Raw genomic sequence first — 20,968 nt, 5'->3', positions numbered from 1 at the left:
GCGGCTCGCGTCAGGGCCTGAGCGACAGCTCGGTGTCGTCGAGCGCGAGCCGCACCAACTCCGTCATCGCCGCCCTGGCTCCGGCCGGATCGCCGTTGTCGATCGCCTCGTACAACGCCTGATGTTCCGGCAGCGGGTCGCGCGGCAGCGTGCGCTTGCGCTGCTTGAAGATGGTGGTCCAGCTTACCGCTGCGGCGATCGAGCTTGAAAGCGCCAGCAAAGGCGCATTGCCGGCCGCTTGCAGGATGGCATGATGGAAATGCTGGTCGGCCGCCCTGCCCTCCTCCGTGGCCAGCCCCAGCCGCGCCATGTCGCGCAGCGCCTGCCCCATCCGCGCCAGATCGGCCTCCGTCCGGCGGGCCGCCGCCAGTTCGGCCGCGGGGGGCTCCACGATCATGCGCAGCTCGAACAGGTCGCGGATGAATGCCTCGCTCGGCTCCGATTCGAATGCCCAGCCGAGCACTTCGGGGTCCAGCAGGTTCCAGCGGCCGCGATCGCTGACCCGCGTACCGGTCTTGGGCCGGCTTTCCACCAATCCCTTGGCGGCCAGGATGCGGATCGCCTCGCGATAGGCGCTGCGCGACACGCGAAGCTGCTCGCTAAACTCGACCTCGCCCGGCAAAACGTTCCCGGGGCGATAGGTACCGTTGAGGATGGCGACACCCAGATTGTGGGCGATCGAGCCATGCACGCGCTTGATCCGTCCGGGCGATAAGGGAAGCGTGATCCGTTCAGGCTTCCCCAACACCACGCCTCACTCTCCCCGCTTCATGTTCGCCATTTAATTCGAAGCCGCCGCCGCTTTGTCGAGGCGGCGGCATCCATCCGCCGGTCAGAGCGCCCGCACGGACACCGGCGCGGCCTCTTCGACCAGGATCGGGTTGCGCACCGGCAGGGTGAACGGCTGTGCCTCGATCTCGAACACGTCGCCAGGCTGCGTGGTCACCCCCTCGCTGAACGACAGCGTCGCGGTGCCGAAGAAGTGGACGTGCACATCGCCCGGCCGGCGGAACAGGCCATATTTGAAGTGGTGATGTTCCAGATTGGCGATGGCGTGGGACATGTTCGCCTCCCCGGACAGGAACGGCTTTTCCCAGATCACATCGTCCCCGCGCCGGATGCGACTGGTGCCGCGAACGTCCGCCGGCAGATCGCCGACCAGCAATTCCGGCCCCAAAGCCGCGTTGCGCAGCTTGGAATGGGCGAGCCACAGATAATTGCCGCGCTCCGTCACATGATCCGAGAACTCGTTGGCGAGCGCGAAGCCGAGACGCACGGGCGTACCGTCCGCGTCGATCAAGTAGATGCCGGCAATCTCGGGCTCCTCACCCGCGTCGAGCGCGAAGGCGGGCGAACGCAACGGCGCGTCAGGCGCGACCAGGCAGGATCCGTCGCCCTTGTAGAACCATTCGGGCTGACACCCCGTTTCGCCGGCGGTCGGCTTGCCGCCTTCCACCCCCATCAGAAACATCTTCATGGAGTCGGTCGGCGCGGGGTTTTCGACCGCCGCACGGTGCATCTTGTCCCGACCCTCGGCCGAGCCGAGATGGGTCAGGCCGGTTCCCGTCATCAACAGGTGGGCCGTGTCCGGATGGTCTATCGGCGCCAGCAGGGTCACGCTTGCGAGGTCCAGCGGGTCGCCCAGGCGAGCCGTCGCCACCGCCTCCAGCCCCGTGCCCGTCGCCAGCGCGGCTTGCGCCAGCTCCAGCGTGGTCGTGACGCCTGTCACACGGCGGGGCTCCGCTCGGTCGAGGATGGCGGCAACGCCGCGCGCACCGGCCGCATCTTTGAACTGGATCAGGGTAAGCGGCATCCGTTCCTCCGTCGCCTTGCTATTACTCAGACATTTGGCACTACCAACGCCCGTCATGCGGTGCAATCACGCACGGATCGCAAACCGGATTGTAGCCAAACATGGCGTGCGCCAACCGTCGGTTGACCATGACAAGGCGGTTTCCTACGTCGACCAATCATAGTTCAGGATCAGAACCGTCGCATGTCCGCACCATCCATCGTTCTTGTCGAAGATGACCCTCCGCTGAGGATGCTGGCGGCGCGCGCGCTTCAGGAAAATGGCTTTCGGGTACGGGCGGCCGCAACCCCGCCCGAAATGTGGCTGGCGCTGGACAGCGGCCCCACCGACCTGATCCTGCTCGACATCATGCTGCCGGGCACCAACGGCCTCGATCTCTGCCGGGAAATCCGCAAAAAGAGCGAGGTTCCGATCATCTTCATCAGCGCGCGGACGAGCGAGGTCGATCGCGTGCTAGGGCTGGAGATGGGCGCGGACGATTACCTGCCCAAGCCGTTCGGCACGCGCGAGTTGGTGGCGCGCGTCCGCGCCGTGCTGCGCCGCGGCGGCATGGACCGCAGCATCGGCACCCGCGACACGGAGGCACGGTTCGACGGCTGGGTGGTGAACTTTCCCCGCCGCGAACTGCGCTCGCCGGGTGGCGCACTGGTGGACCTGACCGGGGCCGAGTTCGACCTGCTCGCCAGTTTCCTCAGCCAGCCGCAACGGGTAATCGCGCGCGAACGGCTGATCGAAATGTCGCGCACCCGGCTGGGCGATGCGTCGGACCGGAGCGTGGACGTGCTGGTCAGCCGCCTGCGTCGCAAGCTGTCGATCGACGATCGGCCGGCCCCGATCATCACCGTTCGCGGTGTCGGCTACATGTTCAAGGCCGAGGTGACGCAGGCTTGATCCACCGTATCAGGCCGTCCGCCGGGCTGCTGGGGCGCATCCTCGCCATCCTGCTGCTGACGGTCACGATCGAGTTCGGCGTCAGCACCCTGCTCTACGAGCGCGCCAGCCGCTTCTCCATCCGTGAGGACGAGGCGCGGCGGCTGGCGGAGCATCTGGTGATCGCCCGCAAGCTGATTTCGGAACGCGGCTGGGACGAGCGGTCGGAAATCGCCGACGAACTCACCACCGATCGTTATGAGGTGGATTGGGCCCCGGTCTTCCGCCGCCCAATCCGCCTGGCGGTGACGCTGGACGACATGCGGCACCAGGTGATTGCGTGGGAGCCGCTGCTGGGCCGCTCCGCCTTGTGGATCGGTCTCACCTCCCCTGGCCGGCAATCCACCATCATCGGGGCGTTCCGCCTGTCGGACGGCTCGTGGGTCAATTTCCGGATGCGGGAGGTCGGGGAGGATTGGGACCTTGCGCTCGGCCGGATCGTGCTGGCGCTGGTGCCGGCGCTTGCCCTGCTGGTGCTCGGCTCGCTGCTGATCCGGCGGACGCTGCGCCCGCTCCGCCGCCTCGCCCACGCAACAGAGCGGATCGGTCATGGCGAGGAGGTGCTGGTGGAAGAAGCCGGCACGGCCGAGATCCGGCGATTGATCCGCGGATTCAACGAGATGCAGCTGCGCATTCACCGCCTGGTGGAGGATCGCACCCAGGCTCTGGCCGCAGTCGGGCATGACATGCGCACCCCGCTAGCGCGCCTTCAACTGCGACTCGACAATGTCGATGACGAGGAAACGCGGCGGCCGATGGAGGCTGATCTGGCCGAGATGAACGGCCTGATCGGATCTTTGCTGGCCTTTCTGGGCGGGGACAGCGACCCCGAAACGCCGGAGGCGATGGACCTTGCGGTGGTCGCGGAAACCCTGGTCGACGACGCTGCCGATCGCGGGCTGGAGGCGACCTATGTCGGCCCCGAGCATCTGGAGGCCAGGGTTCGCCCGATCGGGCTCCGCCGCGCACTCAGCAACCTGTTCGAAAACGCCCTGAAATACGGTGATCGCGCAGTCATCCGGCTCGATCGCGGGGACGGCACGATCCGCTTCAGGATCGAGGACGACGGCCCCGGCATTCCCGAGGACCGGCTGGACATGGTGCTGCAGCCGTTTATCCGGCTTGATTCCGCTCGGAGGCGCAACACCGAAGGGCTGGGCCTCGGCCTTGCCATCGCCAGTCGCGGCGTAGCGAAGGAAGGCGGCACCTTGCGCCTGTTCAATCGGCCGGAAGGCGGCCTGTGCGCCGAGATCATCCTGCCGGCGCGGTAACCCGCAGACACGTTTTCTTACGGTTCGGCGGGGTCTCAGCAAACCAGCTTATATAAAGCTGCTCTGTTACGTGTTGGAGCAGAAGCTGTGAGCGACGTGATGGGACGAGTTTGCAGCTCCAAGAAGCCGATCCCTCGCGAGGCCGTGCTGCTCAAGACGCTGACCACGGACGGGCCGGGCTTCGGGGCGCCGGCACCTCCTTGTATCGTCATCCACGCCGGCGGGACGCTGGACGGCCGGACCGGCCGCATCGCTGACCTCCGCAAGGATCAGCCACTGTCCAGCCGGCTTGCGGCGGATGTCCGCCTTTTCAGATCCGCCGAACACGGGAGCGCACGATGCCCAGCTTGACGACCAAGTTCCTGGCGCGGGACATCACCGCGTCCATCGTGGTGTTCCTGGTCGCGATGCCGCTCTGCATGGGCATCGCGGTCGCATCCGGCGTCGCGCCGGAAAAGGGACTGCTCACCGGCATCATCGGCGGCATCGTCGTGGGCCTGCTCGCCGGATCCCCGCTCCAGGTGAGCGGCCCGGCGGCGGGCCTGGCCGTGATCGTGTTCGAACTGGTGCGCGAACACGGCATTCTCGCGCTCGGCCCGATCCTGGTCCTTGCCGGCGCGATCCAGTTCATTGCCGGCAGCCTGAAGCTCGGCGGATGGTTTCGCGCCATTTCGCCGGCGGTGGTGCATGGCATGTTGGCCGGCATCGGCGCGCTGATCGTAATCGGACAGTTCCACGTCCTGTTCGACCATAAGCCGATGAGCCATGGCCTCGACAATCTGGCGGCGATGCCGGGCCGCGTGCTGGGCCTGTCCAGCGATTTCCGCACCACCGAGCTGGCGTTGATCGTGGGCGGCGTGACCATCGCCGCCATGCTGCTGTGGGAGAAGTTCCGGCCGGCATCGCTGAGGCTGCTGCCCGGCGCATTGGTCGGCGTGTCGGCCGCGACGCTGCTGACCGTTTTTGCCGGTTTCGGTATCAACCGGGTCAATGTGCCGGACTCCATCCTCGGCGCGGTGGAGACGCCCGGCGGCGATTTCCTTGCTACCCTGACCAGCCCGGCCATCCTGGCTACGGCACTGGCGATCGCCTTTATCGCATCGGCCGAGACGCTGCTGTCGGCGGCCGCGGTGGACCGGATGCATGACGGTCCGCGTACCAACTACGACAAGGAGTTGCGGGCGCAGGGCATCGGCAACCTGCTCTGCGGCCTGGCGGGCTCCCTGCCGATGACGGGCGTGATCGTGCGCAGTTCGGCCAATGTGCAGGCGGGCGCGATGACCCGGCTGTCCGCGTTCCTGCACGGCGTGTGGATCCTGGGCTTTGTCGCGCTGATGCCCTGGCTGTTGCGCGAGATCCCGATGGCGGCGCTGGGCGGCATCCTGGTCGTCACCGGCTGGCGGCTGGTAAGTTTCAGCCATGCGCGCCACCTGTTCCAGAATTACGGCGTGCTGCCCGCCGTGATCTGGGCCGCGACCTTTGTGATGGTGGTGGCGACCGACCTGCTGACCGGCGTGCTGGTCGGGCTTGGCCTCTCCATGCTGGAACTGCTGCCCCATGCCCGCCGTCTCGGACTCAAGGTCGATACCGATCATGCGGGCGAGGAGAGCCGCGTCGCGCTGGCCGGCACGGCGACCTTTGTCACCCTGCCCAAGCTGACGCGTGCGCTGGAGGAACTGCCCAACGATCGCCCGCTGCGGCTCGATCTGGAGCGGCTGCATGCGGTGGATCACACGTCCGCCGAAATGCTGCGCGACTGGCTGCATCGCCGTCGCAAGGCCGGAAACACGGTCGAACTATCGGGCGTGCAGCCATCCGTCGCCGACAAGGTCAAACATTGAACAGACGTGTTTCGTAACAAACCGGACATAAACCGGACACGTTAAGGACATAGGCTTCACTCAACCCGAGGGACACCGGCCGGGCGCATGGCACGATGCGCAAGAGGCCGTGCCGATCGGGTGCAGGGGGAACGTTCGACCGATAAAGGGGAACGTTCCATGGCTTACCGTCTGGCCGCGCTAGCGGTGTTGTGTGCAGCTACGCCTGCGCTCGCCCAAGAGGCACCGACGTCACCGTTCACGATTGCGGGCAGCGTCGGCCTGGTATCCGACTATCGCTTCCGCGGCGTGTCGCAGAGCGATGAGGAAATGGCCGTCCAGGGCGGCATCACCGTTTCGCACGAGAGCGGAGCCTATGCCGGCGTGTGGGGCTCCAACCTGGCGGGTTGGGGCACGTTCGGCGGCGCCAACATGGAGCTGGACCTGATCGGCGGCTTCAAGCTGCCGGTGGGTGGCGGCGGCACGCTCGACGTCGGCCTGACCTGGTACACCTATCCCGGCGGCGCCAGCGAGACCGACTTTGCCGAACCTTATGTGAAGCTCAGCGGCACGGCCGGGCCCGTGTCGCTGCTGGCGGGCGTGGCCTATGCCCCCAAGCAGCAGGCGTTGGGCAAATGGTATGCGACCGGCGGGGATGCGGTCGCCGGCGTCTACACCGATCCGGGCGACAAGGAGGACAATCTGTACCTGTGGGGCGACGCCACCGCCGCCATCACCACCACGCCCGTGACGCTGAAGGGCCATATTGGCTATTCCAGAGGTAATTCCGGCCTGGGACCGAACGGCACCAGCGTCGCGCCGACCGGCGAATATTGGGACTGGATGCTGGGCGCGGACTATGCGCTGGGCAAGATCGTTCTGGGCGTCGCCTATGTCGATACCGACATCGGCAAACGCGAGTCCGCCTATCTGGTGCCCAATTTCTCGTCCACCAAGGACGGCGGATCGATCGCCGGATCGCAGGTGGTATTCAGCATTACGGCCGCCTTCTGACCTGATCCTGTGCTGTCCGGGCCTGCCGCCGCCAGGCCCGGACGGTTCGGCGCGCGGTTCGCCGCAACCTCTGTTATCCCGATCCCATAACAGGACGGCTGCGCGTCCGCGCTGACCCTCCTCGACCGGGAAGAGCGATGCGACAGATCAGTCATCATATCGGCGGGCACACGGGCTCCCCTACCCGCTTCGGCGACGTGTTCGACCCCAATACAGGCTGCGTGCAGGCACGGGTGCCGCTGGGCGGGAGGACATACTCGATCGCGCGGTCGCGGCGGCGCGGGCGGCGCAACCGGACTGGGGCGTCACCAACCCGCAGCGCCGCGCGCGCGTGCCGTTCCGGTTCAAGGCGCTGATCGAGGCGGGGATCGACATGCTCGCCCACCTGCTCGCCTCCGAGCATGGCAAGGTGATTGCCGACGCACGTGGCGACATACAGGTCCGATGCCGACTATCGGCGCACCACCGCCAAGAAGCGGGCCGACACACGTGCGGGCTAGCAATTCTCAGCCCAGCCGGAGGACGTTGCAGACAAGACGCGCCCGTTCCGCGACCATCGCACCTTGGAGGAGTTGTATGCAGAAGCCAGGAAGCGCGACATTCCAGGACGCAGCAGGATGAGCACGGCGGAACTGCTGGCCGCCTTGTCCTGACAGCCCGGCCGGTCGCCTTCGCCGGAGGTCATGGCAGGTCTGGCCGTTTTGGAAACAGCGTCGCACCGGGGGCATCGTCCCGATCGATCCGCAGCCAGGCATCGGCGGCAAGCACCGAACTCAGCACATGAGACCTCTGATCAAGCGCGGTGTCCAGGCGCACCAGGCCTGCGCCGTCCCGGTCCTGGCGGCACCGGAGGAAGATGGTGGTACCATCCCGGCCGGGTTCGGTCATCGGCACGGCTTCGCCTTGTTCCTCCCCCAACGCCATCAGCGCGCGCACGGCGGCGGTGACGAAGAAGCGGAAGGCGACCAAGGCCGCCACCGGGTTGCCGGGCAGGCCGAAATAGGGCCGGCCGTCGGGCAGCAGCGCGAACAGCAAAGGCTTGCCCGGCCGCATCCGGACGCCGTGGAACAGCACGCGCCCGCCGCGCTGCTCCAGCGCCTGGCGCACCAGGTCGAATTGCCCGGCCGAGACCCCGCCGGTGGAGAGGATCAGGTCGGCTCCGCTGGACATGCCCTGCGCGATGGCGGCCTCGATCAGTGTGGGTTCGTCCGCCACCGCGCCGATCCGGTCGCAGGTCAGGCCAAGCTCTGCCGCCGCCGCGCGGATCATGGACCCGTTGCTGTCGATGATCGCCGCTGGGTGCAGATGCCCGGCGTCGGCGCGCAACTCGCTGCCGGTGGACAGGATCGCCAGTCGCGGGCGGCGGCGGACCACAACATTGTCCACGCCGAACGCGATCAGCGCGCCGACCGCCTCGGCCCCGATGCGCGCGCCTACCGGCAGGACTTGCTGCCCCGACCGCGCATCCTCGCCGCGACGGCGCACGTTCGCGGCCATGGCGATCGGCTGCGCCACCGCCACCCGATCCCCCGTCAACATCGCGGCCTCGCGCAACAGCACGCAGTCCGCCCCATCCGGAATGGGCGCGCCGGTCGCGATCGCGGCGGCATGCCCCGGTTGCAGCGTCCCAGCCAGCCGACCTGCCGCGATCAGGGGATCGAGCATCAGCGACACGGGCGTGTCGGGGGACGCCCCTTCCACGTCGACGCTGCGAAGGGCATAGCCGTCCATGGCCGACGCATCGAAGCGCGGGACATGCATGGCCGCATGTGCCGGCTGGGCAAGGATGCGCCCCAGCGCATCCGCAACCCCGATCGTCTCCACGCCGAGCGGCGCGAGATTGGACCGGATGACGGCCAGCGCCTGGCTTACGGAGGGGCGCGGTGGACGATCAGCCACTATCCCGCTCCAGCGCGGTCAGATCCTCGCGCGCATTGACGTTGGCGATGGGACCGAGCCGGACGGGCGTAGCCCCGGCCCGCTCTGCCCAACCCCGCATCGATCGGCGCGCATCCTCCGCGAGATGCTGATCCAGCAGCGGCGCGAGCGCGGACGGCCACAGCCCGATCACCGGCAGTTGCTCGACATGATGCGGCACCCCGCCACGCAGCCGGTGGAGCAGATCGTCCGGCAGGAAGGGTGCGTCGCACGGTACGCTCAACACCGCGTCGAAACCGCTGGTGGCGGCGAAATGGAGTGCAGCGTTCAACCCGCCGAGCGGCCCCAGCCCGGGCGAGGGACGATCGCTCAGCCCTTCCAGCCCGAGCACCGACCGCCCGCAGCTGACCAGCCCGTCGACCTGCGGCAGGATGGCGTCGCGCACCCGCTCTACCAGCGCGATCCCGCCGATCCGCGCAAAGGCCTTGTCCGAACCGAACCGGCTGGACGCCCCACCGCACAGGATCGCGCCAAGCACGCGCATCAGCCGACCGCCTCAAGATAGGCGTCACGCCGTGCCAGCGTCCGCAACGCCAGCCCCGCCTCCGCCGCCCGTTCCAGCGCCAGGTCCGTGGGGGCGGAAATGGTCGCCAGCATCGGGCAGCCCGCCAGCACCGCTTTCTCGACCAGTTCGTAGGAGCAGCGCGAGGTCAGCAGCGCAAAGCCGCCGTCCCACGCCAGCCCGTCTTGCAAAGCCGCCCCGATCAATTTGTCGAACGCATTGTGGCGGCCGACATCCTCCCGCACGAGTCGGATCGAGCCGTCCGCCGCGCACACCGCCGCCGCATGCACCGCGCCGGTCTGACGGTTGAGCCGCTGCTCCGCCTCGATCGCGTGCAAGGCGGCGAAGATCGCCGCCTCCGTCGCGGCGGAGGCGGCCACGACACGCGGCAACGGGCGAAGCGCCTGCTCCAGATTCTCGATCCCACACAGGCCGCAGGAGGATTCGGAGATACGGTGACGCACCCTTTCCGCCACCCGATCGATCCGGTCGGCGGCCAGCGTCACCCGCAGCAGCACGCCGCGCGCTACCTCCACCTCGTCCACGTCGATCAGGTCGCCGACCGCGTCGATCAGGCGTTCCGCCAGCAGGAACCCGGTCGCGAGATCGCGCAGGTGCATGGGCGTCGCCATCAGCACCGCATAGCCCAGGCCGTTGATCTCGATCGCAATCGGCGTTTCGCGCGCCACATGCCGGCGCATCGCCTCCCGCCCACCGGTCGCATCGACCCGGACGAACGACCTTTCGCGCGCCGCCTGCCCGCCATTCGTCACTTTCGCCCCCTCTACTTCCCGTCGGGACATTACGGCCGTAGCCATTCCGCGTTTCGTTCGTTGAGAGGGTTCAACACTTCATTCCCCCGTGCGATCCTACGCCCGGACAGGAGCATCACATGGCCGACGAAAAGGATATGGTCCATTATAGCGGTGCGGAGGGCGGCTGGGGGTCTGTCCGGGGGATTGTCGAAACGGCGTTGCGGGAACGGAACTCGCCCGCTGTGCTGCGCACGCTTCAGCGCCAGAACAAGCCCGGCGGCTTCATGTGCGTATCCTGCGCCTGGACCAAGCCGGCCCAGCCCCATGCGTTCGAGTTCTGCGAAAACGGCGCCAAGGCGACCCTGTGGGAACTCACCACGCGCCGCTGCACGCCCGAATTCTTTGCCGAGCACAAAGTCACGGAACTGCGCGGCTGGAAGGACCATGACCTGGAACAGCAGGGCCGGCTGACCCAGCCGATGCGCTACGACCGGGACAGCGACACCTATGTGCCGTGCACCTGGGACGAGGCGTTTGCGGCGATCGGGGCCGAGTTGAAGGCGATCGATCCGGGATCCGCCGTCTTCTACGCGTCGGGGCGGGCGAGCCTGGAAACCTCCTATCTCTACGCTTTGTTCGCGCGGCTTTATGGGCACAACAACCTGCCCGACAGTTCCAACATGTGCCACGAGACCACGTCGGTCGCGCTGAAGAAGACGATCGGCGCGCCGGTCGGCACCAGCGTGCTCAGCGACTTCCACCTGTGCGACGCCATCTTCTTCTTCGGGCAGAATCCCGGCACCAACAGCCCGCGCTTCCTGCATCCGTTGCAGGAGGCGGTGGAGCGCGGCTGCAAGATCGTGACCTTCAACCCCATCAAGGAAAAGGGGCTGGAGGTGTTCAAGAACCCGCAAAGCCCGGTCGAGATGCTGACGCCCAAGGCGACCAAGATCTCCGACCTCTATCTCCAGGTGAAGGCCGGCGGCGACATCGCCGCGATCACCGGCATGATCAAGCACATCCTGGCGATGGAGGAGAAGAGCTGGACCGAGCAGAAGCGCCACATCCTGGATGTCGACTTCATCGAACAGCATACGACCGGCTTTGAAGCGTTCAAGGCCAAGGTCGAGGCGACCGGCTGGGACGAGATCGAGGAGGAATCCGCTTTGTCCCGCGCCGACCTTGAGCAGGCGGCCGACATCTACATCAATGCGCCGCGCACCATCGGCATCTACGGCATGGGCCTGACCCAGCATGTCCACGGCTTCGACAATGTCGCCATGGTCGTGAACCTGCTGCTGCTGAAGGGCAATATCGGCCGCGACGGCACGGGCGTGTCGCCGGTGCGCGGCCATTCCAACGTGCAAGGGCAGCGCACGGTAGGCATTTCGGAAAAGCCGGAGCTGATCCCGCTCGACAAACTGGCCGAGCAGTTCGGGTTCGAGCCGCCGCGCGACAAGGGCCTCAACACGGTGGAGGCGTGCGAGAAGATCGTCTCCGGCGAGGTGAAGGCGTTCATCGGGCTGGGCGGCAATTTCGTCCGCGCCATTCCCGAGCGCGAGCAGATGGAGGCAGCTTGGACCGACATGCGCCTGACCGTGCAGATCGCGACCAAGCTCAATCGCAGCCACCTGATCAACGGCAAGGTTGCCTACCTGCTCCCCTGCCTCGGCCGGTCGGAAGAGGACGTGCAGGATAGCGGCCCCCAGGCGGTGACGATGGAAGATAGCCTGTCCTGCATCCACGGATCGCTCGGCAAGGCGACACCGGCAAGCAAGCATCTGCTGTCCGAACTGGCGATCATCGCCGGCATCGCCAAGGCGACGCTGCCGCCCAATCCCAAAGTCGATTGGGATGCCTGGACCGGCGATTACGCCAAGGTGCGCGACGCTATCGAAGAAACCTATCCGGAACAGTTCCACGACTTCAACCAGCGCGTCTTCACCCCCGGTGGCTTCTACCGCGGCAATTCGGCGCGGGAGCGGGTGTGGAAGACGGAAAGCGGCAAGGCCCAGTTTACCGTGCCGCAGAAGATGACGGCCTGGGGCGTGGACGAGGCGGACGGCCGCTGGCGGCTGATAACGCTGCGGTCAAATGACCAGTTCAACACCACCATCTACGGCTATTCGGACCGGCTGCGCGGGATCGAGGGGACGCGCGACGTGTTGCTGATGCACCCGGACGAGATTGCGCGCGCCGGGTTGAAGGAAGGTCAGGTGGTGGGCCTTGCCAGCGATGCCGGCGACGGCGTGCATCGCGAGGTCGGCGGGCTGACGGTGACGTCGTTCCTGCTGCCGCGCGGCTGCATCGGCGCATATTATCCGGAAATGAACCCGCTGATCCCGCTCTGGTATCACGACGAGGAGTCGAAGACGCCGGCTGCCAAGGCAGTGCCTGTTCGGATCATCACCTGATCGGTTCGGCCTCAGGCCAAGGTGGTGTCCAGCATCAACATGAGGCCGAGGCCGACCATCAACCCCAGGCTCGCACGGCTGCCTTGGAGGCGGCTGTGCGTGTCGGGAATGATCTCCGACGCGACGACATAGATCATCGCGCCAGCCGCGAAGCCGAGGCCCCACGGCAGCAGGGTCTGGGCGAGCGTGACGATCACCGCCCCGAACACGCCCGCGACGGGCTCCACCAGTCCGGATGCGAGCGCCCAGCCGATGGCGGAGCGGCGGGAATAACCGAGGCTTGCCAGTGACCCCGCGACGGCAAGGCCCTCCGGCATGTTCTGCAGACCGATGCCGACCGCCGTGCTGATGCCGGCCCCGATATTGCCGCCGCCGAAGCTGACGCCCACGGCCAGCCCTTCCGGAAAATTGTGGAGCGTGATCGCGACCACGAACAGCCAGATGCGGCGGAAGCGCGCCTGGGCGATGCCGCTGGGTCCGAGGCCCAGTTCATCCAGCGGCGGCACGATGTGGTTGAGTTGGCTCAACACCGCCGCGCCGATCAGGATCGCACCCACCACGAGGGCGGACGCGCCCGGCTTGCTCCAGCCCTGCGCCTGCGCCTGTGCCAAGCCGGGGATGATGAGCGAAAAGAAGGACGCAGCCAGCATCACGCCGGCCGCGAACCCCAGCATTAAATTCTGCTGCTTGTCGGTGGGCCGTCCGATGAAGAGGATTGGGAGTGCCCCGACCGCGGTTGCCAGACCGGCGAGCAGGCTGCCGAGTGAACCGGCCAGGATGGTGGACTGGGCGATGCTCAACTGGGCGACGATCCTCTGGATGTTGCTACGTCGATGGCCACGGACGCGGCCACCGGAATGTGCGATCGCGGCGGACCGGCCTCGCTTGTCCACGCCGGAAGGCGAAAGCACATGCAGGCCGGCCGCCGCGATCGGATCGTCAATCCTTGTCGGCGGAGCCCGGTTCCGAAAGGCCGCGATGGATCTGCGCGGCGATGGGCGCCGGGGTCACGTCGGCAATGCCGGCCATCGCCTTGTTCTTCAGATTGGGAACGACCTTGTGCTTGTCGGCTGCCAGCGCGGCAAAGGCCTGCTTGGCGACATCGGCCGGATCGTCCTTGCTCTCCGATGCGCCGGCACGGGTGTTTAGCATATCGGCGCGGTTGAAGAAGTTGGTTTCGGTGACCCCCGGCATCAACACGGTGACGCCGACATTGCTGTCCTTCAGCTCGTTGCGCAGCGCCTCACCGAACCAGCGCAGGAACACCTTGGTCGCGCCATAGACCGCCTCGAACGGGTCGGGCATGGTCGCCGCGATGGAGGAGGTGAACAGCAATTTGCCGCTGTCGCGCGCCACCATGTCCTTCAGCACCAGCTTGGTCAGCTGCACCGCGCCACGGACGTTGAGGTCGATCATCTTCAGTTCGCGTTGCAGGTCGGTATCGACGAACGCACCGCCGAGCCCCACGCCCGCATTGACGCACAGGGCATCGACCTGCCGGCCGGCGATCGCCCGGTAGAGGCTGTCCACCCCCTGCTCGGTCGACAGATCGCCGGCATGGGTGGTGATCGCGCCGCCATCGCCCGGCAGCGTGCGAGATGCTTCCTCAAGGTGGCTTTCATCCTCGGCCGCGATCAGCACGTCGTAGCCGTTGTCGAGGAATTGCCGCGCAAGTTCGTAGCCGATGCCGTTCGATCCGCCGGTCACCACTGCGAACGGCCTGGTTTCGCCTGCCATGATGTTGAACTCCAGAAGGTTAATAAGCGAACCATCGGCATGGTCGCGGGTTCCCCCTCGCCGGCCCACCGCGCCGGCTTTGCCGCCATGCGGCGGGGCACGACCGGAGCGGTTCGACCAAGATTGCCGATCGACCTGACAGCCCCATGGCGGAACAATGCCCGGCGCGTCGGGGTCAAACCTTGTAGCGGACCTCCAGCAGGTCCAATTCGCGCACCAGCTTCTGCGCCAGGGCACTGCCGATCCGCCGCTTGCGCGCCATGCGGAAGATCTCGTCGCGTTCGGCACGGACACCCGCCAGCCGCAGGTCGCGCTCGATGCGATAGCGGCTGCGCACCTCGCGCGGGTCGCGATCCCCCTGGCTGCGCTGCTCGATCCGGTCGCGATAGACGTCCATGATGCGGGAGGCGGCCGCTGCATAGACGTCGGCATCGCTGCGCCCGGATGCGAGCACGTGATGGGTCCGCTCGATCGCGCGGATGGCGGCCTCCGCCGCGGCGACCCGCACCTGGTCCTCCTCCGCCTGGAGCGAGGGTTCGGGCGGCATCTTCAGGCCGCGCAACAGCAAGGGCAAGGCGATGCTTGCCGCCGCCAGCGACACGATGATTACCCCCGCCGCCAGGAAGATGGCGAGGTCGCGGGCGGGAAACGGCGTTCCGTCGTTCAGGGTCAGCGGGATCGTCAGCACGCCGGCCAGCGTCACCGCGCCGCGCACGCCTGCGAACGACATGGCCGCGAACAGGCGCCAGTCCGGCCCACGGAACGGCACGTCGCCGCCCTGTCGCAGCAACGTCAGGCGGAACGAGACCCACACCCAGCCGAAGCGTAGCGCGCCCAGCATCGCCGCGATCGCCATGACATAGATGCCCAGCCAGATCGGCCGCACATGCCCCGTCACCTTCACCGTCTCGCCCGCAACTGCGAGGATACCGGGCAACTGCTCGCCCAGCAGCACGAAGATGATGCCGTTGAGCGAGAACTGGATCGTGTCCCACACCGAATTGCGGCGCATCCGCGTGAGGGGAAGGGCCTGCCGCGAAATTTCGGCAAAGGTCATGGTAACGCCCGCCGCGACCACCGCCAGGATGCCGGAACAATGGACATGCTCCGCCAGCAGATAGGCCGCAAACGGGATCAGCAGGCTGATCAGCACCTGCGACCCCGTGTCCTCGCCCCAGCGATCGGACACCCACGCCTTGCCGCGCGTGATCGCCAGCGTCACGCCCACGCCCACGGCTATGCCGCCCAGCGCCAGCCAGGCGAAGGCGAGGCTCGCCTGGCCGAGCGAGAAGGTGCCGGTCAGCGCGGCGGCAATGGCGAAGCGCAGGCAGACGAGGCCGGACGCGTCATTCAGCAGGGACTCGCCCTCCAAAATGTGCATCATCCGCTTGGGGATCGGCACGCGCGCGGCGATGGCCGACACGGCGATCGGGTCGGTCGGCGACACCACCGCCGCCAGCGCGAAACAGACCGCCAGCGGCATGGCCGGGATCATCCAGTCGATAAACAGGCCGACCCCGATCACGGTGGTGAGGACCAGCCCGAGCGCCAGCTCCACCACCGTGGGCACGTCCTTCAGCAGTTCGTCCTTGGGAATGCGCCATCCGTCCAGGAACAGCAAAGGTGGCAGGAAGACCAGCAGGAACAGCTCGGGATTGAGCGCCACACGCAGGTCCGCCGCCAGTCCGATCAGCGCGCCGAGCGCGATCTGCACCAAAGGTACGGGAATGCCGACGGGTAATATTCGGGAGATCGCCCCGCTGACCACAACCGCCAGCAGCAGGACCAGAACAATGGAAACAATCTCCAACCACTTACTCCGCTATGTTCGACGACCATCCTGAGCCGGGATCAACAGACGCTTGACGTAGTTTGCGCGCCGCCGGGTCGCAACCGCCACGCTGCATCTTTCCGCCTCGGCCTGTCCGATCCGCGCACGAAAGGGCGAAGCCAATGCTCCGGTGCCGCGTTGAACGCCTTGAAAGCCTTCAGACATGGAGAGTAGCGACATGGCCGACGACGCCGATCCCCGCACCAATGCACGCCCGCTGAACGACACCATTGCCGGCACCGGCCCCGGCATCCCCGACGATGCGCTGGCGCCCGGCGAGAACGAATTGCCGCAGCCGCCGAGCGATGCGGAGGTGGAGGCGGTTGCGCGCGCGCTTGACGCCCCCATCCCGGCCAAGGATTGACCACATGGCCTTCCAAGTCAGCAGCCCATCGTTCAGCGACCAGGGCGACATGCCGGCGATCCACGCCAGGGAGCATGGCAATGTCCTGCCGGCACTGGACTGGGGCGGCGCGCCGGTGGGCACCGAAGGCTATGCGGTGATCGTGCAGGATCCCGATGCGCCCGCCGGCACGGTCACGCACCTGGCCGTGTGCGACATCGGGGCGGAGCATCCCGGCCTGGCCGAGGGGCAGGATCTGTCGCGCTATACCCTGTGCGCCAACGTCTTCGGCGAGCAGGCTTATGGCGGTCCCCGACCGCCGGCTGGGCACGGGCCGCACCATTATCATTTCAAGGTCTTCGCCCTGGACGTTCCCACGCTGGACGTGGTGACCGGCGACGATCCGCGCGCGCTGTTGCGGGCGATGGACGGCCATGTCGTGGCCGAGGCCGAGATTGTCGGCATCTTCGAAAACAAGGGCGAGTGAGATGGTGGAAACAAGCAGGGCCGTGCGCCTGTCGTGGTTCGGCGGTTCCGACGCACTGATGATCGATCCCAGCGCCATCCCGCAGCCGCAGGATGACGAGGTGCTGGTCAGGGTCGCGGCGGCAAGCATCAATCCGGTCGACTATAAGACCCGCGAGGGCAAGTTCCCGGCCGTGCAGGAGGATGACCTGCCGATCATCCTGGGCCGCGACCTGGCCGGCACGATCGAGGCGGTGGGCACGCGCGCCCATTACATGCTGAGCAAGGGCGAGCCCGTCTTCGCCCTGATCGGCGCAGATCGCGGGGCGCAATCCGATTATGTGATCGTGAAGGCGGTGGAGCTGGTGGCCGCGCCCAGGTCGATCGACCTGATCCAGGCGGCTGCCGTGCCGCTCGCCGCGATCACGGCATGGCAGGGCCTGTTCGATCATGGCGGGCTCACCGCCGGTCAGCGGGTGCTGATCCATGGCGGCGCCGGCGGCGTCGGCCACATGGCGGTCCAGCTGGCCAAGGCCATGGGCGCGACCGTCTTCGCCACCTGCTCGACCGACGACCTCGACTTCGTGCGCGAACTCGGGGCGGATAGGGCGATCGACTACAAGGCCGAACGGTTCGAGGACGTGGCGACCGACATGGACGTGGTGTTCGACCTGATCGGCGGCGAAACACAGGACCGCTCCTGGGCGACGTTGCGCGAGGGCGGCATCATGGTGTCGACCCTGCAGGAACCCGACGCGGGAAAGGCGGCGGAGCACAAGGCCCGTTCCGCCCCGCGCTACATGGCGCAACCCAATGCCGTCCAGTTGGGCGAGGTCGCCGACCTGATCGACGCCGGCAAGGTCCGCGTGGTGGTGTCCGCCACCTATCCGCTGGACCAGGTACGCGAGGGCTATGAGCGGCTGGAACAAGGCCATGTGCGCGGCAAGATCGTGCTGACGCTGACCTGACGGCCGGGCTGCCTGCCGAGGGAAGTGGCGGCGGACAATGCCGCCGCCCTCCCCTGTCCGGATCTTACTTGTTGGTGCGGCCCAGCCTGTTCTCGTCCACCGCGCCGGATGGCGTCGCCTCATTCTCGACATCGCCCTCCTGCGTGTTGATCCCTTCCAGCAGGTCCGGGTCCTCGCCGGTCGCGGACAAGCCCTTGGACTGGCCGATGCCGGGATCATCCTCCAGATCGCTTTTGAACGGGCCCTCGCCGCCCATTTTCTGATGCTTGCTGGTCGTCATGGCTATGCTCCTTCCGACCGATACCGAACGATGCGCCACCCGATCGGCTCCGCTTTCGCGACCTGCTGATCGCACAACACCGCACCGCCCGGCGCAAATGCGCAGGTGTGCCGACGGTGCCTCTTTCCGATCGCGCCGGATCGTATACGATCCGGGCAGAGCGTGTATGGCGGCCCGAGCAGGGGCGTGACGCGGGAGGGATGATGACGGACACCGATGGCGTGAAGATGAGCCTGGATGCGTTGGCGGATATGTCGCGGACCATCCTGACGCGCCACGGCCTTGCACCCGCGCATATCGAGGCCGTGACCCGCACCATCGTGGCGGGGGAGCGCGACGGATGCGCCAGCCACGGCGCCTATCGCCTGCTGGTCTGCATCAACACGCTGAAGACCGGCAAGGTGGTTCGCGATGCCGAGCCGCGCGTGGCGGAACCCGCCCCGGCGCTGGCGCGCGTGGATGCGGGCGGCGGGTTCGCGCAGCTTGCATTCGAGCGCGGCCTGCCGCTGCTGGTGCAAAAGGCGCGGGCGAACGGCATTGCCGCGCTGGCGATCAATCACTGCGTCCACTTCGCCGCCCTCTGGCCCGAGATCGAAGCGTTGACGGAGCAGGGTCTGGTGGCGTTCGCCTGCACGCCCAGCCATGCGTGGGTCGCGCCGGCCGGCGGCACACGCCCGATCTTCGGCACCAACCCGATCGCATTCGGCTGGCCGCGTGCCGACAGCCCGCCGTTCATCTTCGACTTTGCCACCAGCGCGGTGGCGCGCGGTGAGATCGAGCTGCATCGTCGTGCCGGCAAGGCGATCCCCGAAGGGTGGGGCGTGGATGCGGACGGCCATCCCAGCACCGATCCGCAGGCCGTTCTCCAGGGTGCGATGCTGACCTTCGGCGGGCACAAGGGATCGGCCCTTGCCGCCATGGTGGAGTTGCTGGCCGGACCGCTGATCGGCGACCTCACCAGCGCGGAGTCAATCGCGCTGGATGCGGGCGCGGGCTCCTCCCCGATCGGCGGCGAGTTCGTGCTGGCGATCGATCCCGCCGGGTTCCTGGGCGCCGAAGCGGCAGCGCATATCGCCCGCGCCGAAGCCCTGTTCACCGGCATCACCGACCAGGGCGCCCGCCTGCCCTCGCAGCGCCGCTACGACGCGCGGGCGAGGAGCATGCGGGACGGGGTTGTCCTGCCGCGCGCCTTGTACGACGATCTCCAGGCACTGCTCGCCTGACGCGAACCGCCGCACCCTCTACTGCCTTTCTGGGAGATTGCCTTGCCCTGGACGACCCTAGCCGCCCTCGCCCTCCAGGCCGCTGCCGCACCCGCGCCTGCGACACCGGTCGCGCAGCCGCCCGTTGCGCAATCGTCGCGATGGGTATTGAAGGAGGCGGATTATACCGCCAAGGACGTCCGCTTCCGCAACGGCGAGACGATGGCGGCGGTTCGGCTACATTATGGCACGCTGGGCACGCCGCATCGGGATGCGTCCGGCAGGATCGACAATGCCGTGATGGTGCTCCACGGCACCGGCGGCAGCGGCCGGCAATTCCTCCAGCCGCAATTCGCCGACCAGCTCTACGGTCCGGGACAGCCGCTCGACATCCGCAGATATTGGATCATTCTGCCCGACAATATCGGCCATGGCCGGTCGTCCAAGCCGTCGGACGGGCTGCACATGCGCTTTCCCGAATATGACTATGACGACATGGTCATGTTGCAGCATCGCCTGCTGACGGACGGGCTCGGCCTTGATCGGTTGCGGGTGCTGATCGGGACCAGCATGGGCTGCATGCATGGCTTCATCTGGGGCGAGGCCTATCCCGGCTTCGCCCGCGCGCTGATGCCGCTCGCCTGCCAGCCGGTGGAGATTGGCGGCCTCAACCGCATGTGGCGGCAATTGCTGGTCGACGGGATCGAGGCGGACCCGACCTGGAACGGGGGCGAGTACAAGACACAACCGCTGCAAGGCCTGCGCACCGCCTCCTCCATTTCGGTCATCGCAGGATCGGCGCCGCTCAACTTCCAGAAACTATGGCCGACCCGCGACCTCGCGACCGAGACGGCGCGGGAGCGGGTTGAGCGCGACATGGCGACCCGCGATGCCAACGACATGATCTACCAGTTCGAAAGCTCGCGCACCTACAACCCTTGGCCGAACCTGGAGCGCATCACCGTTCCCGTGACGTGGATCAACTCGGCCGACGACTTCATCAACCCGCGTAATTTCGCATTCGCGGAAGCGGCGCTGAAGCGGATGCCGAACGCCCGCTTCCGCATGATCGCGGAAACGGACGATACCCACGGCCACGGCACCCATACCTGGGCGGTGAACTGGAAACAGGATCTGGTAGACCTGCTTGCCCGCAGCGGGAGCTAGGCGGCGGCGCGTCGTCGCGGGTCAGCGCGGCGGCGCATCATGCCGTTCATAGGACGAGACGTGGTTCATGGTGATGCGCCACCGACCGTCGATCCTGCGGAACAGGCGGGTGTTGATCCCCTCCTGCGGATGCTCCGGCCGCTCCAGATGATAGTGGCTGATCAGCAAGGCGGCGTCGGGCCCGAGCAGATCCACCGTCATGTCGTAGAAGCGCACGGTGCCACGCCGCTCCGGCGCGCCGCCATAATCGCGGACATAATGGTCCAGCGTGCCCTGCCAGCCATCCTGGATCCTGCCGCCCGACACGAACACGATTTGCGGGTTGGCGAACCCCGCCATGTAGCCGGGGAAGTCGCCGCGATTCCAGGCCGCCTGCATGTCGCCGATGACCTGAAGGATTGCGGCCTTGTCCTCGGCAGGCGTGGTGGCGGCCACCGGCACGGCCATCCCCCATGCGGCGATGGCAAGCGACGGCACGGTCCAGATCTTCATGGGCATCCCTCCTGCCGGATCCTCGG

The 20,968-nt window shown here is 67.1% G+C and carries 20 protein-coding genes and 1 pseudogene; 11 read left to right on the top strand and 10 right to left on the bottom strand.

The features are described from left to right. Positions 1-10: 10 nt before the first annotated feature. Positions 11-748: a FadR/GntR family transcriptional regulator gene (locus Q0D93_RS09770; protein WP_294393359.1), complete on the bottom strand. Its 738-nt coding sequence runs from the start codon at positions 746-748 to the stop codon at positions 11-13. Between the two features lie 84 nt (positions 749-832). Continuing rightward, positions 833-1,813, bottom strand: a complete 981-nt coding sequence (araD1, locus tag Q0D93_RS09765; RefSeq protein ID WP_294393358.1) for an AraD1 family protein — start codon at positions 1,811-1,813, stop codon at positions 833-835. A gap of 183 nt (positions 1,814-1,996) precedes the next feature. Between araD1 and Q0D93_RS09760 the strand changes: the two genes are divergently transcribed. The 5 genes and pseudogenes from Q0D93_RS09760 to Q0D93_RS09740 all read left to right on the top strand — a co-directional run. Next, the gene (locus Q0D93_RS09760) at positions 1,997-2,704 is read left to right on the top strand and encodes a response regulator transcription factor (RefSeq protein WP_294393356.1); all 708 of its coding nucleotides are present in this window, start codon (positions 1,997-1,999) and stop codon (positions 2,702-2,704) included. Further along, positions 2,701-4,014: an ATP-binding protein gene (locus Q0D93_RS09755; RefSeq protein ID WP_294393354.1), complete on the top strand. Its 1,314-nt coding sequence runs from the start codon at positions 2,701-2,703 to the stop codon at positions 4,012-4,014. Before Q0D93_RS09760 ends, Q0D93_RS09755 begins: the two co-directional genes overlap by 4 nt. A 338-nt stretch (positions 4,015-4,352) precedes the next feature. Next, positions 4,353-5,855, top strand: a complete 1,503-nt coding sequence (locus Q0D93_RS09750; protein ID WP_294393353.1) for a SulP family inorganic anion transporter — start codon at positions 4,353-4,355, stop codon at positions 5,853-5,855. 159 nt (positions 5,856-6,014) lie between these two features. Further along, positions 6,015-6,848 (top strand): TorF family putative porin, encoded by an 834-nt coding sequence (locus tag Q0D93_RS09745; protein ID WP_294393351.1) that lies wholly within the window; start codon positions 6,015-6,017, stop codon positions 6,846-6,848. A 137-nt stretch (positions 6,849-6,985) separates the two neighbouring features. After that, a pseudogene (locus tag Q0D93_RS09740) lies at positions 6,986-7,287 on the top strand (aldehyde dehydrogenase family protein); the annotation flags it as partial. A 242-nt stretch (positions 7,288-7,529) separates the two neighbouring features. Here Q0D93_RS09740 and glp read toward each other — a convergent pair. From glp to fdhD, 3 genes are read right to left on the bottom strand one after another with little or no spacing between them, the layout of a single operon-like run. Further along, on the bottom strand, positions 7,530-8,747 hold the full coding sequence (glp, locus tag Q0D93_RS09735; protein ID WP_294393349.1) for a gephyrin-like molybdotransferase Glp: 1,218 nt from the start codon (positions 8,745-8,747) through the stop codon (positions 7,530-7,532). After that, complete coding sequence (locus Q0D93_RS09730; protein ID WP_294393346.1) at positions 8,740-9,270, bottom strand: molybdenum cofactor guanylyltransferase; 531 nt, start codon at positions 9,268-9,270, stop codon at positions 8,740-8,742. Before Q0D93_RS09730 ends, glp begins: the two co-directional genes overlap by 8 nt. After that, positions 9,270-9,989 (bottom strand): formate dehydrogenase accessory sulfurtransferase FdhD, encoded by a 720-nt coding sequence (gene fdhD / locus Q0D93_RS09725; protein WP_294393391.1) that lies wholly within the window; start codon positions 9,987-9,989, stop codon positions 9,270-9,272. The genes Q0D93_RS09730 and fdhD overlap by 1 nt, the downstream gene beginning before the upstream one ends. A 191-nt stretch (positions 9,990-10,180) precedes the next feature. Between fdhD and Q0D93_RS09720 the strand changes: the two genes are divergently transcribed. Continuing rightward, positions 10,181-12,457 carry an FdhF/YdeP family oxidoreductase gene (locus tag Q0D93_RS09720; protein WP_294393344.1) on the top strand — a complete coding sequence of 759 codons (2,277 nt, stop codon included), beginning with the start codon at positions 10,181-10,183 and terminating at the stop codon, positions 12,455-12,457. A gap of 11 nt (positions 12,458-12,468) precedes the next feature. On the opposite strand, the gene Q0D93_RS09715 is transcribed toward Q0D93_RS09720, so the two are convergent. The 3 genes from Q0D93_RS09715 to Q0D93_RS09705 all read right to left on the bottom strand — a co-directional run bounded on the left by Q0D93_RS09715 (position 12,469) and on the right by Q0D93_RS09705 (position 16,004). Then, positions 12,469-13,257, bottom strand: a complete 789-nt coding sequence (locus Q0D93_RS09715; protein WP_294393342.1) for a ZIP family metal transporter — start codon at positions 13,255-13,257, stop codon at positions 12,469-12,471. A 139-nt stretch (positions 13,258-13,396) separates the two neighbouring features. Further along, complete coding sequence (locus tag Q0D93_RS09710) at positions 13,397-14,194, bottom strand: SDR family NAD(P)-dependent oxidoreductase (protein ID WP_294393340.1); 798 nt, start codon at positions 14,192-14,194, stop codon at positions 13,397-13,399. 175 nt (positions 14,195-14,369) lie between these two features. Continuing rightward, complete coding sequence (locus tag Q0D93_RS09705; protein ID WP_294393339.1) at positions 14,370-16,004, bottom strand: Na+/H+ antiporter; 1,635 nt, start codon at positions 16,002-16,004, stop codon at positions 14,370-14,372. Between the two features lie 199 nt (positions 16,005-16,203). Here Q0D93_RS09705 and Q0D93_RS09700 point away from each other — a divergent pair, with 199 nt between their 5' ends. The 3 genes from Q0D93_RS09700 to Q0D93_RS09690 are packed head-to-tail and all read left to right on the top strand — an operon-like array spanning position 16,204 to position 17,801. Beyond that, on the top strand, positions 16,204-16,389 hold the full coding sequence (locus Q0D93_RS09700; protein WP_294393337.1) for a hypothetical protein: 186 nt from the start codon (positions 16,204-16,206) through the stop codon (positions 16,387-16,389). A 4-nt stretch (positions 16,390-16,393) separates the two neighbouring features. Continuing rightward, a complete protein-coding gene (locus Q0D93_RS09695; RefSeq protein ID WP_294393336.1) occupies positions 16,394-16,855 on the top strand; it encodes a YbhB/YbcL family Raf kinase inhibitor-like protein in 462 nt (153 codons plus the stop codon). Between the two features lie 22 nt (positions 16,856-16,877). Then, positions 16,878-17,801, top strand: coding sequence for an NADP-dependent oxidoreductase (locus Q0D93_RS09690; protein ID WP_294393334.1), 924 nt, complete (start codon positions 16,878-16,880; stop codon positions 17,799-17,801). A gap of 64 nt (positions 17,802-17,865) precedes the next feature. Here the strand turns inward: Q0D93_RS09690 and Q0D93_RS09685 are convergent, their stop codons facing one another. Continuing rightward, positions 17,866-18,081 (bottom strand): hypothetical protein, encoded by a 216-nt coding sequence (locus Q0D93_RS09685; RefSeq protein ID WP_294393332.1) that lies wholly within the window; start codon positions 18,079-18,081, stop codon positions 17,866-17,868. 203 nt (positions 18,082-18,284) lie between these two features. On the opposite strand from Q0D93_RS09685, the gene Q0D93_RS09680 reads away from it, so the two are divergent. Beyond that, positions 18,285-19,304: an Ldh family oxidoreductase gene (locus Q0D93_RS09680; protein WP_294393329.1), complete on the top strand. Its 1,020-nt coding sequence runs from the start codon at positions 18,285-18,287 to the stop codon at positions 19,302-19,304. 42 nt (positions 19,305-19,346) lie between these two features. Continuing rightward, positions 19,347-20,450, top strand: a complete 1,104-nt coding sequence (locus Q0D93_RS09675; RefSeq protein WP_294393327.1) for an alpha/beta fold hydrolase — start codon at positions 19,347-19,349, stop codon at positions 20,448-20,450. A 21-nt stretch (positions 20,451-20,471) separates the two neighbouring features. On the opposite strand, the gene Q0D93_RS09670 is transcribed toward Q0D93_RS09675, so the two are convergent. Then, the gene (locus Q0D93_RS09670; RefSeq protein WP_294393388.1) at positions 20,472-20,897 is read right to left on the bottom strand and encodes a nuclear transport factor 2 family protein; all 426 of its coding nucleotides are present in this window, start codon (positions 20,895-20,897) and stop codon (positions 20,472-20,474) included. Between the last annotated feature and the right edge of the window lie 71 nt (positions 20,898-20,968).

Origin of the sequence: uncultured Sphingomonas sp. (assembly GCF_934560975.1) — a bacterium.
Classification (GTDB): domain Bacteria; phylum Pseudomonadota; class Alphaproteobacteria; order Sphingomonadales; family Sphingomonadaceae; genus Sphingomonas_I.
The sequence above is the reverse complement of the archived record's forward strand: the minus strand, read 5'-3'. Positions and strand labels throughout refer to the sequence as shown.

What these genes read in the sequence shown, in the direction of transcription:
- araD1 (WP_294393358.1), bottom strand. Translation starts at nt 1,813, where the DNA reads ATGCCGCTTACCCTGATCCAGTTCAAAGATGCGGCCGGTGCGCGCGGC.
- Q0D93_RS09745 (WP_294393351.1), top strand. Translation starts at nt 6,015, where the DNA reads ATGGCTTACCGTCTGGCCGCGCTAGCGGTGTTGTGTGCAGCTACGCCT.
- Q0D93_RS09680 (WP_294393329.1), top strand. Translation starts at nt 18,285, where the DNA reads ATGACGGACACCGATGGCGTGAAGATGAGCCTGGATGCGTTGGCGGAT.
- fdhD (WP_294393391.1), bottom strand. Translation starts at nt 9,989, where the DNA reads ATGCGCCGGCATGTGGCGCGCGAAACGCCGATTGCGATCGAGATCAAC.
- Q0D93_RS09720 (WP_294393344.1), top strand. Translation starts at nt 10,181, where the DNA reads ATGGCCGACGAAAAGGATATGGTCCATTATAGCGGTGCGGAGGGCGGC.
- Q0D93_RS09695 (WP_294393336.1), top strand. Translation starts at nt 16,394, where the DNA reads ATGGCCTTCCAAGTCAGCAGCCCATCGTTCAGCGACCAGGGCGACATG.
- Q0D93_RS09700 (WP_294393337.1), top strand. Translation starts at nt 16,204, where the DNA reads ATGGCCGACGACGCCGATCCCCGCACCAATGCACGCCCGCTGAACGAC.
- Q0D93_RS09710 (WP_294393340.1), bottom strand. Translation starts at nt 14,194, where the DNA reads ATGGCAGGCGAAACCAGGCCGTTCGCAGTGGTGACCGGCGGATCGAAC.
- Q0D93_RS09730 (WP_294393346.1), bottom strand. Translation starts at nt 9,270, where the DNA reads ATGCGCGTGCTTGGCGCGATCCTGTGCGGTGGGGCGTCCAGCCGGTTC.
- Q0D93_RS09670 (WP_294393388.1), bottom strand. Translation starts at nt 20,897, where the DNA reads ATGGCCGTGCCGGTGGCCGCCACCACGCCTGCCGAGGACAAGGCCGCA.
- Q0D93_RS09760 (WP_294393356.1), top strand. Translation starts at nt 1,997, where the DNA reads ATGTCCGCACCATCCATCGTTCTTGTCGAAGATGACCCTCCGCTGAGG.
- Q0D93_RS09750 (WP_294393353.1), top strand. Translation starts at nt 4,353, where the DNA reads ATGCCCAGCTTGACGACCAAGTTCCTGGCGCGGGACATCACCGCGTCC.
- Q0D93_RS09685 (WP_294393332.1), bottom strand. Translation starts at nt 18,081, where the DNA reads ATGACGACCAGCAAGCATCAGAAAATGGGCGGCGAGGGCCCGTTCAAA.